Origin of the sequence: Flavobacterium sp. LM5, from assembly GCF_002017945.1 — a bacterium.
GTDB classification, from domain to species: domain Bacteria; phylum Bacteroidota; class Bacteroidia; order Flavobacteriales; family Flavobacteriaceae; genus Flavobacterium; species Flavobacterium succinicans.
Map to the genome: position 1 here is coordinate 769766 of NZ_MUFX01000001.1, position 14042 is coordinate 783807.

A 14042-nucleotide genomic window follows, 5' to 3' on the forward strand; every position below is an offset into this window, starting at 1 on the left:
AATATCCCAAAAGAAATAATGACTACAATTTATCAAGATATTCTGTCGGCAAAAAAAGAAAGACGCAAGCTCCTTGCCATTCTTCTCGACCCCGATAAAATTGATTTGAATACGGTTCCTGCGTTAATTCAAAAAGTGATAAACTCTCCAGCCACACACGTTTTTATTGGTGGAAGCCACGTAACTCATAATATTATAGACGAGTTAATTCTAAAGATTAAAAGCAGTTGTGAGTTACCTATTGTGCTTTTCCCTGGCAATCCATCTCAAATTTCTATTCATGCTGATGGCATTTTATTTTTGTCCTTACTATCGGGTCGCAATCCCGATTTTTTAATCGAACATCAGGTAAAAGCAGCGCCAATGCTCAAAAAAACCGACTTAGAAATTATTCCTACCAGTTATCTTTTGATAGAAAGTGGCAACGAAACGGCAGTGGCTCGCGTGAGTAAAACTACACCCATATCACGAATCGATGTCGAGGCCGTATGTAATACCGCGATGGCAGGCGAAATGCTAGGGCATCAGCTCATTTACCTCGAAGCAGGAAGCGGGGCAAAACAATCGGTTCCATTAGAAATGATTCGAGAAGTTGCTAAAAACACCACTATTCCACTAGTTGTTGGCGGAGGTATTACCTCTTTGTTAGGGATACAAAATGCGTATGAAGCAGGAGCTGATTTGGTAGTAATCGGAACGGCTTTTGAAAAAAATCCTTCTTTTTTTGAAAACAAACACTACACTATAAACAATGATTGATTATTTTTTTGCACAATATAAAGACTATTCCACACTGATGGTTAGTATGGAACTCATTGCCATTTTTTTTGGTTTAGCCAGTGTTTGGTTTGCAAAAAAAGATAATATTTTGGTATTTCCAACGGGTTTGGTTAGTACTTCAATTTATGCCTATTTGCTTTGGCAATGGGAGTTATTAGGCGATTCGATGATCAATGTGTATTATTTTGTGATGAGTCTTTATGGTTGGTATCACTGGACTCGCAAAAAAGGGGATGAAGTAGAATTTCCGATTTCTTATATCAATTCCAAAGAAAAGATATATGCTATTTTAATTTTTGTAATGACTGTAGTATTTGTAGTACTAGTTTATCTTTATTTTGGTAAATTTACAAGCTGGTATTCCTATGTAGATACTTTATTGACGGCTATTTTTTTCGTTGGCATGTGGTTAATGGCCAAACGGAAAATTGAAAATTGGATCTTTTGGATCATAGGTGATTGTATCTCTATTCCGCTTTATTTTGCTAAAGGGTACACCTTTACTTCATTACAATACGTTATTTTTACTATTATCGCCTTTTATGGTTATTTAGAATGGAAAAAAATCTTAAACAGTTCAATGAAGCTGGAGCTTCAGAAATAATACGAATTGCCATTTTTGGGCCTGAGTCTACAGGTAAAACTACTTTGGCAAAACAATTGGCGCATCATTACCAAACCGTTTGGGTCCCTGAATTTGCTCGTGACTACTTACAAGAAAAATTAGATAGTGGTCTTGGAATTTGCGACATTGATGATATGTTGCCCATAGCTTACGGTCAAACCAAATTAGAAAATGAAAGTGCGGCTATCGCTAATGGATATTTGTTTTGTGATACCAATTTAATGGTGACCAAAGTGTTTTCGGAGCTGTATTACAATTTTTGTGATTCACTCCTAGACAAAGCAGCGCGTACTCATCAATACGATTTGTTTTTTCTAACAGACATTGATGTGCCTTGGGAGGATGACGGTTTGCGTGATAGTCCTGAAGGAAGAGAGTCTGTTTTTTCAGTTTTCAAACAATCACTTATTGATAACAAAAAACCATTTATTACTCTAACTGGAGATAAAGAAACCCGACTGAATAAAGCCATCGCTATTCTAGAAGAATTACGAAAGGCTAAAAAAATGGGAATCGACTCTTTGGATTTTGTGCAAATTTATGAGCATGGTATTCCGATAGCGAAAGTGCAAGAACAACTGACCATTTACAAAAATGGAATTGCCAAAACCATTTTAGACAGACCAGCAACTATCGGTGATGGAATTATGCATTTGTCTACGGAGGAGTTTGTTGAAAAAGCTACTTTTTTTGATGCTAACAAAGCCTCTTTAAAGTTGAAAAAATTAGTGCCAGCTTCAGGAGCAGCAACACGTATGTTCAAGTTTTTGAACGAATTTTTAAAGGATTATGATCACGACACCGAAAGTATCAACGCTTATGTCAATAGAAAGCGCGATTTAGAGCTGTCCCTTTTTATTGTCGGAATGGATAAGTTCCCGTTTTTTAAAGCGATTGATAAACGACTTCGAGCTGATTTTTCCGATTTTGAGTTTTGGTCAGCGGATCAGAAGAATTATTATTTTGTTACTTATTTATTGCATTCGGATTATTTTGATTTTGCCAGCAAGCCCAAAGGTGTTTTGCCTTTTCATGACTATATTGATCATGTAGCCACACCTTTTGAAGAGCATCTAAACGAAAGTGTGGCCTATGCTGCTGTGCAACAAAAAAGTTACTTGCATTTCACGATCACTCAGGCACATCAAGCGTTATTTGAAAGATTAGAACAAGAATTAAAAAGTAAAATCGAAGCGAAATCTAATGTAACTGTTGAAATTGGGTATTCGTATCAAGATAAATCTACCGATTCTGTAACAGTAGATGCCAACAATCATTTGGTAAAGAACCAAAATAATCAACTTTTATTTCGTCCAGGAGGGCATGGTGCTTTAATTGAAAATCTCAATGCTTTGGATGCTGATATTGTTTTTATCAAGAACATTGATAATGTGATTCAAAATCATAGTGACGCTATTGCCTTATACAAAAAAGGATTAGCTGGGATTTTATTAGAGTTGCAAATTCGTGTTTTTAAATATGTAGAAGCCATTTATCAACAACAAGTCGGAGAATCCGAAGTTGATGAAATCGTGACTTTTGTTCAAAATGAATTAAGTATTGAGTTGATCAAAGGGTTTTCGAAATTTACATTTGAAAATAAAATAAAAGAATTAATACGTGTTTTAGATCGTCCTATTCGGGTTTGTGGGATGGTAAAAAATGAAGGAGAGCCTGGTGGCGGGCCGTTTTGGGTAATTGATGGTAAAGGGAAGATGAGTTTGCAAATTGTTGAATCTTCTCAGATGGATCTAAAAAATGAAGAACAGCAGAGAATTTTGGATAATGCCACTCATTTTAATCCAGTAGATTTAGTTTGTGGCATTAAAAATTACAAAAGCCAAAAGTTTGATTTAAGTCAGTTTGTAGATCATAATAGCGGATTTATAGTAGAAAGAAAGTTAGGAAGCGACACCATAAAATCCTATGAATTGCCTGGGTTGTGGAATGGAGCTATGGCCAAGTGGATTACCGTTTTTGTTGAGGTTCCAATGGTGACTTTTAATCCAGTAAAAAATGTAAACGACTTACTTAAGCCAGCGCACCAGTTCCATCAAAATTTATAGTATGGAAATAAATCAAATCGTCAAAGAATTGCAATTTAAGGCCGTTAGAAGCAGTGGGGCAGGAGGGCAAAATGTAAACAAAGTTGCTTCTAAAGTGGTTTTAACTTTTGATTTGAAACAATCTCAAGCCTTAACCGAGGAAGAGAAAATAGTATTAGAAAGCAAATTAGCCAGTAGATTAACGTCAGAACAACTCTTGATTTTGCATTGTGATGAAGACCGAAGTCAGCTTAAAAACAAAGCTATTGTGATCAAACGTTTCCTAGCGATAATCCGCAATGGATTGTTTGTTCCCAAAGAAAGAAAAGCCACTAAAATCCCAAAATCGGCCATAAGAAAACGCATTAAGGATAAAAAGAGTTTGTCAGATATAAAACAATCTAGAAGGAAGCCCGATTTTTAGTAGTTTCAAAAACTTTAAACTTTAGACTTGGAACTTCAAACAAATGATTTATATTTGCCCCGTCTCAAAGGGGTGCTCTAAATAACGAGCTGAGATCATACCCAAAGAACCTGGGCGGGTAATGCTACCAAGGGAAAAAATGACAAAATTATAGAGTCTACGCTATTGTCTTGTCATAGAAACAAATCATTTATTAATTTAAAAACAAAAGAATAATTCCCCCTTTTATTCGTAAAACTATTTACGGATGAACACTATCATTACATCAAAAAGGCAAAAGCCAAAAGGCAAAAGCCAAAACCATTCCAGTAGAATATTTTTTTCACTTTTCACTTTTCACTTTTCACTTTTTACCTTTGCTCAAGTACAAGACACGACCAAAGTCAATCAATTGGATGATGTTTTGGTTTCGGCTGTGCGTGTGACTTCTAAAACTCCAGTTTCTTTTAGCAATTTGACCAAAAAACAAATCCAGTTTCGCAATTTGGGTCAGGACATCCCAACGCTTATGAATTATATGCCTTCGGTAGTGACTACTTCTGATGCTGGTAACGGAATTGGCTACTCAGGAATACGCGTGCGTGGTAGCGATGCTACTCGCGTAAACGTTACCATCAACGGAATTCCGTACAACGATTCTGAAAGTCACGGTACGTTTTGGGTGAACATGCCTGATTTTGTTTCTTCGGTAGAAAGTATTCAGTTACAACGTGGTGTGGGGACTTCTACCAATGGTTCAGGAGCTTTTGGAGCCAGTTTGAATATGCTAACCGATTCGTATGCAACGGCGGCTAGTGGCGAAATTGCTAGCTCGGCAGGGAGTTTTAATACGTTTAAAAATACGGTTAAATTTAGTACCGGATTGTTGAATGATCATTTTGAATTGGCTGGTCGTATGTCGGTCTTGCAATCCGACGGTTACATTGATCGAGCGAGTACGGATTTGAAATCGTATTTCTTACAAGGAACGTATGTAGGTAAAACTACTTTAATTAAAGCCTTAGTTTTTGGCGGAAAAGAAAAAACCTATCAATCTTGGAACGGGATTGATGGAGAAACCTTAAACAATGATCGCACCTTCAATTCGGCAGGAATGTATACAGATGAAGAAGGAAATACTCGTTTTTATGATAATGAAACCGATAATTACCAACAAGACCATTCGCAATTGCATTGGAACGAAAGATGGTCGGATAACTGGAGTACAAATTTTGCCTTGCATTATACCAAAGGGAAAGGCTATTACGAAAATTACAAAGAAGACGCTAAATTTTCTAGTTATGGTTTAAAACCGATTGTTATTAATGGAACAACCATTAACAAAACCGATTTAGTGCGCCAAAAATGGTTAGACAATGATTTTTATGGCACCACTTTTTCTGCCAATTATACTAAAGATGCGTTACAATTAATTTTGGGTGGAGGCTATAATAAATATGAAGGCGTTCATTTTGGAAAAGTGATTTGGGCGCGTTACGCTTCTCAAAGTGAGTTGGGAGATCGTTATTACGAAGATTTTGCCACGAAAACTGATGGAAACTTTTTTGTCAAAGCCAATTATCAAGTTTCAGAACAATTGAGTTTGTATGGAGATTTGCAATACCGAAACGTACACTATAAAGCTGATAGTCCAGAAACTGGATTGGTCAATGACACCTTTCGTTTTTTCAACCCAAAAGCGGGTTTAAATTTTAAGGTTAATGAGGCGAATACTTTGTATTTTTCGTATGCAAGAGCCAATAGAGAGCCTAACCGAACAGATTATGAGAACGGTAATCCAAAATCAGAAAAATTAAACGATTTTGAGTTGGGTTGGAGGTTGAATACCGAAAAAATACAATTGAACACCAATGTGTATTATATGGCGTATAAAGATCAGTTGATTTTGACCGGAAAATTAGATGATGTAGGAAATCCTATTCGTTCGAATAGTGATAAAAGTTACCGATTAGGGCTTGAAGTCGACGCTACGATAGCTTTGTCAGAGCAATGGATCATGCGTCCTAACTTTACTTTAAGCGCCAATAAGAATGTGGATTTGAATATCACAGGTACAAATTTTGGAACAACAGATATTGCTTATTCTCCTTCGGTAATTGTGGGCAATGTATTGGTATTTTCGCCTATTAAAGCCTTGCATTTGTCTTTGTTGCAAAAATTTGTAGGAGAGCAATATATGAACAATATCGAGTTGCCCGCTGCAAAACTGGCTGATTACTTTGTAAATGACTTCAATGTGAGTTATACCTTTAAACCCAAAACAATCTTTAAAGAAATTGTGTTAAGCGGATTAGTGAATAATTTTTTGGATAAAAAGTATGTGTCCAACGGTTATATGTATGACATTTATCCTTCTTATTACCCGCAAGCAGGAATTAATTTCTTAGCAGGATTGAATTTGAAATTTTAATTTTTAGTTTACTTGTTTTCTAAGAATCCAGTGTTGTTATGGCACTGGATTTTTTGTTTAAAGAATATGTGAAGTTTTTGCCCGCGTGAGAGATAGGAGCTGGCTACCGAAGTAGCGCGGATAGCTCGACAGCTCACCACAAAGGGGGCGACTCACCAGCATGATGAGTGGCCCCCTTTGTGGTGAGGTGGCACGCCCAAATTTTAATTGTATACCCGAATTACGTCTCCGATGATTGTTACTCGGTATTGTTTTAGGGGATATTGTAGGTCGCTTAAGCCAGTAAATAAGCTGTATTCTTTGCTGTCGCAGGGACAAATGGCGTTGATGCCTTTGATAGTTAGGGTAGAGCAATTGCTTAGTGCTTGATTCGGACAAGCGGCATCGAATGCATTGAAGCCACTTCCAGTGTTAAAAACTAGTATCCCGCGGGCGCCTACACTAGGGATGTAAACCGCATTGCTGGGGAATTTGAGATTTGAATAGGCGGGTAAACTGGTGTTGATGTCTATAGTAAAGGAATAGTTGGGAACAAAGGGGTTTTTATTGGATGGCGCATTGTCGCTACAGCTTGAAATTAGCACAACTATGCATAGAAATAGCCAATTTTTTATCATTTTTAAAATAGTATTAAAGATTAGTGAAACAAATTTAATTTATTTAACTTTGGATTGGTTAAGGTTAACAATTAATTATAGCATAAAAAAAAATGTAGTATATTTGCGGAAAGAAATCCCGTCCCGATGGGATTTTTTCTATTTATATCATTCAGGTTGTGAACTGTAATAGGTAAGAAAACCAAGGACATGAAAATGGTTGATGTGTGTGAAAACAGAAAACCGCTTAAATTATTTAATACAAAAGTTATGAGTAAAGTATCTTATTATACCGCTGAAGGGCTAAAAAAATTAAAAGACGAATTGGATCACTTAAAAGGGGTGATGCGTCCTAAAGCTTCGCAGGATATTGCTGATGCAAGAGATAAAGGTGATTTGTCTGAAAATGCAGAATATGATGCGGCTAAAGAAGCTCAAGGTTTATTGGAAATGCGTATTTCTAAGCTTGAAGAAGTATATGCTAATGCTCGTTTGATCGATGAGTCGCAATTGGATGTGTCTAAAGTTTTGGTGCATTCGAATGTGAAGATTAAGAATCAAGGGAACGGAATGGAAATGAAATATACCTTGGTCGCTGAAAGTGAAGCGGATTTGAAAACCGGAAAAATATCTGTAACTTCTCCAATCGGGAAAGGTTTGTTGGGCAAAAAAGTAGGCGAAGTAGCCGAAATTACAGTGCCAAACGGAGTATTGAAATTTGAAATCATTGAAATTTCTCGCGACTAAAAATAACAATCATGAGCAGTATTTTTACCAAAATTGTAAATGGCGAAATTCCTTGCTATAAAGTAGCAGAAGAAGATCAATTTCTAGCTTTTTTGGATGTTAATCCGAATGCAGTTGGTCATACGCTTTGTATTCCTAAGCAAGAAATTGATAAGCTTTTTGATATGGATGAGGAATTATATCTAGGATTGATGCGTTTCTCAAAGAAAGTTGCTGCTGCTCTAGAAAAAACAGTGCCTTGTGAACGAATAGGTATGGCTGTAATTGGACTAGAAGTACCTCACGCACACGTACATTTGATTCCGATTCATGAAATGAACGAGATGCGTTTTCAAAATAAAGTCGCTTTGACAAAAGAGGAATTCGAAACTTTGGCAACAAAGATTCAACAGAATTTATAAAATCTTTTTTTCATATATTTAAACACGAATAGCAATCTTTGAAAGCTGTTCGTTTTTTTTTTATACCAATTCTCAATTATGAAAATCTTTTTTTCTTATTGCCTCTTTTTTTGTGCCTTACTAACCTTCGGACAAACGAAAGATAATTTTGTTCTGATAGACGCAAAAATGGCAAAGATTCCAAAATCGTCTACCAAAAACTCAAAAAGTATTGCCGATTATATTGCTGCTAATTTTAAGTCAGAAAATGAGAAGCTAAGAGCTAGTTTTTTTTGGGTGGCATCCAACATTAGTTATGATGTGGCCAATATGGAGAATATCGAATTTAGCGACACTTCGGAACAGAAAATTGATAAAACGCTTAACACCAGAAAAGGAGTGTGTATTCATTATGCCGAATTGTTTAATGCGATTGTGAGTCAGTTAGGCTTTGAAAGCGTAATCATTGAAGGATATACCAAACAATTTGGTAAAGTGGCGGCATTATCTCACGCTTGGTGTGCGGTTAAGAGTGAGGGCAAGTGGTGGTTGTTTGACCCAACTTGGGGTGCAGGCTCCGTAAATAATGGTGTTTTTACCAAAAAGCTCAATAATTTTTATTTCAAAACACCTCCAAAGGCAATGTTGGAAACCCATATGCCTTTTGATTATTTATGGCAATTGTCTCGATATCCTATTAGTAATGCTGAATTTATTTCTGGAAAAGTTGTAGCCAATCCAGCTAAATTAGTTTTTAATTTTGCAGATGAAATAGAGAAGTTAAAACAAAAGACTGAAGAGATTAAGCTATTTGAATGTATTAGCAGAGTGGAAGCGAATGGTGTGTTAACGAAGTTAATAAAAGACTATTTAGAAAATAAAAAGAACGAATTGTCTGGAAAAAGAAACAATCAAGCAGTAGAAAAATTGAACTTGATTGTAGAAGAAAGTAATGCTGCAACAGCTATGTTCAACGATTTTATTTTTTATAGAAATAAAAAGTTTAAACCAACTTTGCCCGATGATACAATTAGAGAAATGATTGCAGCACCTAAAGCAAAAGTAGTAAAATGTCAAAAAGAATTGGATGCTATTGGCACTCTTAACGATAGCAATAGAGCAACTTTGACAGCTTTTCGTAAAAACTTATCCGAATTATTACTGCAAATAGAAGAACAAGAAAAATTTGTAAACGAGTATTTGAGTAATGGGAAACTGTCTCGAAAATCGATGTTTAGCAAAGTAACTTGGTTCGGTTTGCCTGTAAATTAATCTTTGGATGTCAGAAACAAAAAAGGGGATTTCAAATTGAAATCCCCTTTTTTATATGAACTAAGAAATTATTTTTTAAATAAACTGATGACGAAAAGTAGTACCCAAGCACCTCCTGCAGCTATTATAATTTGCCAAAGGAGACCTCCGCCTCCAATTCCTAATTTTCCAGCAAGCCAACCTCCGATGATACTACCAACAATACCCACAATGATATTTCCAAATAAGCCAAAACCACTACCTTTCCAAAGTTGTCCGCCTAGCCATCCTGAAATGGCACCAATCAAAAGAAAATACAAAAATTCCATAAGATTATTTTTTATAAGTTAATCTTCTAAAATTAATTATAAATTAATCATAAAAACAATAATATCAGTATTTTATAAAAATGAGTTGCATAGCGGTACCTTTTCCTACTTCTGACTGTAATACTTTTATTTGTCCTTTGTGATAATCCTTTACGATGCGTTTGGTTAAGGATAATCCCAATCCCCATCCTCTTTTTTTGGTGGTAAAACCGGGTTCAAAGATTTTTTTAAATTGATGCTTAGGAATACCGCCACCAGTATCTGTAATGGTAATGGTTACCGATTGAGCATCTTCCTCGATCCGTAAGTCTAGTTTTCCTTTGCCTTTCATGGCATCAATAGCGTTTTTGACCATGTTTTCGATAGTCCAGCCATGAAGGGTTGCATTGAGTGGGACCCAAATGCTTTTTTGCGGAGCAGAATGAGAGAATTCAATTTGTTTAGAAAAGCGAGATTGTAAATAATCGTAGGATTGTAAGGTTTCGGCAACAATGTCTTTAAGTTCTAGTTTGGGTTCCGAGCCTATTTTTGAAAATCGATCCGTGATGGTTTGCAAACGCTCAATATCTTTTTCTATTTCTTGGGTAGTGGACTCAGCAACTTCTTCGGCTTTTAAAAGTTCGACCCAGCCAATTAAGGACGACAATGGTGTGCCAATTTGATGAGCAGTTTCTTTGGCCATACCAGCCCAAAGTTTATTTTGAGTAGCCATTTTAGTGCTTTTGTAATAATTGAAAACCAATCCGGCAAATAAAACGATAATGAGTAGCAAGGCAACTGGATAGTATTTTAATTGATTCAGTAAAGCAGAATTGCCATAGTATAATTTTTGAATTTTCCCTGGCGCATATGTAATGGTGATTGGATCGTTTTCTCTTTTTAATTGTTGTAAAAAAAGATGCGATTTTTGGGCGTTATTGACGATGGAGGTATCAATATTAACTGTATTAATAATGTGCTCGTTTTCAGTTAAGATAATGGGTATGGAGTTGTTGTTGCTAAAAATCAGCAGCGGTAAATCCACATCGGTATTTTCGTCGGCATTGATTAATGTTTTTTGGGCGTTGGCCCAAAGATTCATTTTGATGCGCTCTTCATTTTTAAAAATTTGAAAAAAAGTAAACGTATTCCAAAGAATTAAAGTCACCAATAAAAAACAGAAGGTGACAATGATCCAGCGGGTGGTGTTGCTTTGGTTAGAAAAGTGCATATGATTTTTTTTAATGGATACCAAATTGTTGAATCAATGTCAAATAAAGGTTGAATGTCATAAAAACTAAAATGAATGGTGCTTTTTTTATGCCATATGCCTTAATTAATCTCTTGATTTAGTGTGAATACTTTTTTGTTTCTGCCAAAATTTTAAATGACCGATGCAATTGAAACGATAAAGATAACGCAATTAACCAAAATGTATTTTGGTAATAGTTAAAGAAAACAGAGGATTTTTAACTATTTTTTTGATCATTATCCTTAGGTTTGGCCGATAAATACCCTTGGTTTTGTTTACTTTTGTGGCTGCAAAATCGCTCTTAAATCTTCGTTTATGGTAAGTATTGATCCAAAAAGTATTTCCACTGCCCAATTACAAGGGTATTTACAAAGTAGTGTGGGACCAAGGCCTATTGCCTTCGCAAGTACTGTAGATGGTAATGGCACGCCTAATTTGTCGCCTTTTAGCTTTTTTAATGTCTTTAGTGCTAATCCGCCTATTTTGGTTTTTTCGCCTGCGCGAAGAGTTCGAGACAATACCACCAAGCATACCCTGCAAAATGCGGAAAGTACCGGAGAAGTGGTGATTAATGTGGTGAACTATGATATGGTACAGCAAACATCATTGTCTAGTACTGAATATCCAGAAGGGGTCAATGAGTTTTTGAAGTCAGGTTTTACTCCGATTGCTTCAGATCTTGTGAAGCCTTTTCGAGTAAAAGAATCTCCGGTGCAATTTGAATGCAAAGTAACGCAGATTATTGCCTTAGGTACCGAAGGTGGTGCGGGTAATTTGGTGGTGTGCGAAGTCGTGAAATTGCATATTAGTGAAACTGTTTTGGATGCTAACGGCGCCATAGATCAACATAAAATTGATTTGGTCTCTAGATTGGGAGGCAATTGGTATTCTCGAGCAAATGCAGGACTTTTTGAAGTTGAAAAACCATTAAATACTTTAGGGATTGGAGTAGATGCCATTCCGGATTTTATCAAAGAAAGCGATTTTTTTGATGGGAATGATTTAGGTAAATTGGGGAATGTAGAAAAAATTCCAACGCAAGAAGAAATTGCTATATTTGTAAAAGAAAATTTTGAAGTCAAAGCTGTATTAAGTGCCGACGATTTAGACAAAAAGTTTCAGAAAGCCAAAGAATACTTGGCAAAAGACCGCGCCATTGAGGCCTGGAAGTTATTATTAGCAAAGAAATAAATTTATATATCATGGAAGTTTTAGGAAAAGTAAAAGTAATCAACCCTGTTCAACAAGTTAGTGCCTCTTTTAAAAAGAGAGAAGTAGTAGTGATTACAGATGAGCAATATCCTCAACATATTTCGATTGAGTTTCAGCAAGACAAAACGGATTTGTTAAACAGTTATGCTGTAGGTGAGCCAGTTAAAGTTTCTATCAATTTAAGAGGTAGAGAATGGGTAAGCCCACAAGGAGAAGTGAGACATTTTAATACTATCGTGGGATGGAGAATTGAGAAACAAGCTCCAGTTGCGGCAGCAGCTCCTACGCAAGCTCCTCCAATGCCAACACCAGAAACTTTTGCTCCAGCAACTAATTTTAATGAGGAAGAAGCAGACGATTTACCTTTCTAAAAGAATAAATATCAAATTCTAAATTCCAAATCCCAAAGCAGTAAGTTGTGTTGGGATTTGGAATTTTTTTTGATGGCATTTTTAATTAAATTATTGAACGTAAAAGATGTATCATTTATCTAAAAACTTATTTTTTCCACCTGTTTCTGAGGCAAATGCTGATGGGATATTGGCTATTGGAGGTGATTTATCTCCAGAGCGTTTACAGTTGGCTTATTCAAGTGGAATTTTCCCTTGGTTTGAAGAGGAGCAGCCTATTATTTGGTGGTCGCCCAATCCAAGAATGGTGCTTTTTCTAGAGGATTTGGTGGTGTCAAAAAGTATGCGGAACATTTTGAATCGAAATATCTTTAAAGTCACTTTTAACCAAGATTTTAGAGCGGTTATTGCTCATTGCCAACAAGTAAAACGCGATGGACAAACAGGAACTTGGATTACAAATGATATGATTGAGGCTTATTGTAAATTGCACGAATTAGGTATTGCAAAATCTGTTGAGGTTTGGCAAGATGATCAATTGGTAGGAGGATTGTATGGTGTTGATTTAGGACATATTTTTTGTGGAGAGAGTATGTTTTCTTTGGTTTCTAATGCTTCTAAAGTGGCATTTATTGCTTTAGTTAACCAATTAAGAAATGAAAACTATAAACTGCTCGATTGCCAAGTATACAACCCTCATCTCGAAAGTTTAGGTTGTAAAGAAATTTCGCGCAAGGAGTTTATGGTAATTTTGAAAAATTAAATTAATAAATTTGAGTAAAAAGAATATTGTGTTTTAATCTATTATTTAATTAAAATTTATGAAAAATCATGTGCCTACTTTAAATATAGATTGGGAGTACGAAAATTATAAATATTCACATAATTTTGATTTAGAAAGTACAGGGGCTTATTTTTCTTCTATTACAGAGAAAAGTGAGAAATTTGTAAAACCAGAATTTTTATATAAGTTTTATGGTTTAAATGAAAATAGTTTGAATTCACTATTAGGAGGTTATTTGTTTTTTTCGAGTCCTAAAAACTTTAATGATCCTTTTGATTGTCTGGTTAATAGAGAAAATCATATTATTAATAGAGGTAGTGAAGGAATAAAAAGGCATCGTGAAAATATAGGTGTTTGCTGTTTTAGTTTAGAAGGTAATAATCCATTAATGTGGGGACATTATGCAAGTAGTTATTCAGGGTTTTGTCTAAAATTTGAAAACGAAAAATCGTTATTACAAAATAAAAACATTGCGATTAAAAGTCATGTAGCATATTTGAAAGATTATAAGCCCTGTAATGAGAATCTTGAGAATGTAATAAAAGAATTAAATACGTTGTTTATAAATGAAGAAATGAAGGAATTTATTCGTAAAGTTTTAACGATGGGATTTGAATACTGTTGGAAAATGCATGATTGGAAATATGAGAAGGAATTTAGAGCAATTTCTATAAATTCTAAATCATTTGACAATAAATTATATTTCGATAAAAGTAGAGTAAAGGAAATATATATCGGGCAAAATATGAAAATTAAAAACCCAAATTCATATGATTTTTTGATGTATATATTAAAGAATGAATATCCACATATTAAAATATTTGAAGTAAAACCTCATCCTCTTTTTGTTAAATTAGAGTTTAACGAGATAATTTAGA

At 35.2% G+C, this 14042-nt stretch carries 15 protein-coding genes; 12 read left to right on the forward strand and 3 right to left on the reverse strand.

From position 1 onward, the window contains the following. Window positions 1-18: 18 nt before the first annotated feature. The 5 genes from BXU11_RS03200 (at window position 19) to BXU11_RS03220 (ending at window position 6284) form a co-directional block, all read left to right on the forward strand. On the forward strand, window positions 19-759 hold the full coding sequence (locus BXU11_RS03200; RefSeq protein ID WP_024980347.1) for a geranylgeranylglyceryl/heptaprenylglyceryl phosphate synthase: 741 nt from the start codon (window positions 19-21) through the stop codon (window positions 757-759). After that, window positions 752-1384, forward strand: a complete 633-nt coding sequence (pnuC, locus tag BXU11_RS03205; protein ID WP_024980348.1) for a nicotinamide riboside transporter PnuC — start codon at window positions 752-754, stop codon at window positions 1382-1384. The genes BXU11_RS03200 and pnuC overlap by 8 nt, the downstream gene beginning before the upstream one ends. After that, the gene (locus tag BXU11_RS03210; RefSeq protein ID WP_078210989.1) at window positions 1336-3471 is read left to right on the forward strand and encodes a DUF4301 family protein; all 2136 of its coding nucleotides are present in this window, start codon (window positions 1336-1338) and stop codon (window positions 3469-3471) included. Before pnuC ends, BXU11_RS03210 begins: the two co-directional genes overlap by 49 nt. A 1-nt stretch (window position 3472) precedes the next feature. Next, window positions 3473-3874 (forward strand): alternative ribosome rescue aminoacyl-tRNA hydrolase ArfB, encoded by a 402-nt coding sequence (gene arfB / locus BXU11_RS03215; protein WP_078210990.1) that lies wholly within the window; start codon window positions 3473-3475, stop codon window positions 3872-3874. Window positions 3875-4121: 247 nt separating this feature from the next. Next, window positions 4122-6284: a TonB-dependent receptor gene (locus BXU11_RS03220; protein ID WP_078210991.1), complete on the forward strand. Its 2163-nt coding sequence runs from the start codon at window positions 4122-4124 to the stop codon at window positions 6282-6284. A gap of 203 nt (window positions 6285-6487) precedes the next feature. On the opposite strand, the gene BXU11_RS03225 is transcribed toward BXU11_RS03220, so the two are convergent. Then, window positions 6488-6901 carry a hypothetical protein gene (locus tag BXU11_RS03225; protein WP_078210992.1) on the reverse strand — a complete coding sequence of 138 codons (414 nt, stop codon included), beginning with the start codon at window positions 6899-6901 and terminating at the stop codon, window positions 6488-6490. A 249-nt stretch (window positions 6902-7150) separates the two neighbouring features. On the opposite strand from BXU11_RS03225, the gene greA reads away from it, so the two are divergent. The 3 genes from greA to BXU11_RS03240 all read left to right on the forward strand — a co-directional run bounded on the left by greA (window position 7151) and on the right by BXU11_RS03240 (window position 9279). Next, window positions 7151-7627, forward strand: coding sequence for a transcription elongation factor GreA (gene greA / locus BXU11_RS03230; protein WP_024980353.1), 477 nt, complete (start codon window positions 7151-7153; stop codon window positions 7625-7627). 11 nt (window positions 7628-7638) lie between these two features. Continuing rightward, a complete protein-coding gene (locus BXU11_RS03235) occupies window positions 7639-8028 on the forward strand; it encodes an HIT family protein (RefSeq protein ID WP_078210993.1) in 390 nt (129 codons plus the stop codon). 168 nt (window positions 8029-8196) lie between these two features. Further along, entirely contained in the window at window positions 8197-9279 is a 1083-nt protein-coding gene (locus tag BXU11_RS03240) for a transglutaminase domain-containing protein (protein ID WP_189318497.1), read from the forward strand. A 68-nt stretch (window positions 9280-9347) separates the two neighbouring features. Here the strand turns inward: BXU11_RS03240 and BXU11_RS03245 are convergent, their stop codons facing one another. Together BXU11_RS03245 and BXU11_RS03250 are read right to left on the reverse strand one after the other, a co-directional pair. Continuing rightward, the gene (locus tag BXU11_RS03245; RefSeq protein WP_024980356.1) at window positions 9348-9587 is read right to left on the reverse strand and encodes a GlsB/YeaQ/YmgE family stress response membrane protein; all 240 of its coding nucleotides are present in this window, start codon (window positions 9585-9587) and stop codon (window positions 9348-9350) included. 64 nt (window positions 9588-9651) lie between these two features. Continuing rightward, on the reverse strand, window positions 9652-10797 hold the full coding sequence (locus tag BXU11_RS03250) for a PAS domain-containing sensor histidine kinase (RefSeq protein ID WP_078210995.1): 1146 nt from the start codon (window positions 10795-10797) through the stop codon (window positions 9652-9654). A gap of 336 nt (window positions 10798-11133) precedes the next feature. Between BXU11_RS03250 and BXU11_RS03255 the strand changes: the two genes are divergently transcribed. From BXU11_RS03255 to BXU11_RS03270, 4 genes are all read left to right on the forward strand, one after another. Continuing rightward, window positions 11134-12009, forward strand: a complete 876-nt coding sequence (locus tag BXU11_RS03255; RefSeq protein WP_078210996.1) for a flavin reductase family protein — start codon at window positions 11134-11136, stop codon at window positions 12007-12009. 11 nt (window positions 12010-12020) lie between these two features. Continuing rightward, window positions 12021-12401, forward strand: coding sequence for a DUF3127 domain-containing protein (locus BXU11_RS03260; protein ID WP_078210997.1), 381 nt, complete (start codon window positions 12021-12023; stop codon window positions 12399-12401). A 106-nt stretch (window positions 12402-12507) separates the two neighbouring features. Further along, window positions 12508-13143: a leucyl/phenylalanyl-tRNA--protein transferase gene (aat, locus tag BXU11_RS03265; RefSeq protein WP_078210998.1), complete on the forward strand. Its 636-nt coding sequence runs from the start codon at window positions 12508-12510 to the stop codon at window positions 13141-13143. Between the two features lie 58 nt (window positions 13144-13201). Then, window positions 13202-14041, forward strand: coding sequence for a DUF2971 domain-containing protein (locus BXU11_RS03270; protein WP_078210999.1), 840 nt, complete (start codon window positions 13202-13204; stop codon window positions 14039-14041). The last annotated feature ends 1 nt before the right edge of the window (window position 14042 follow it).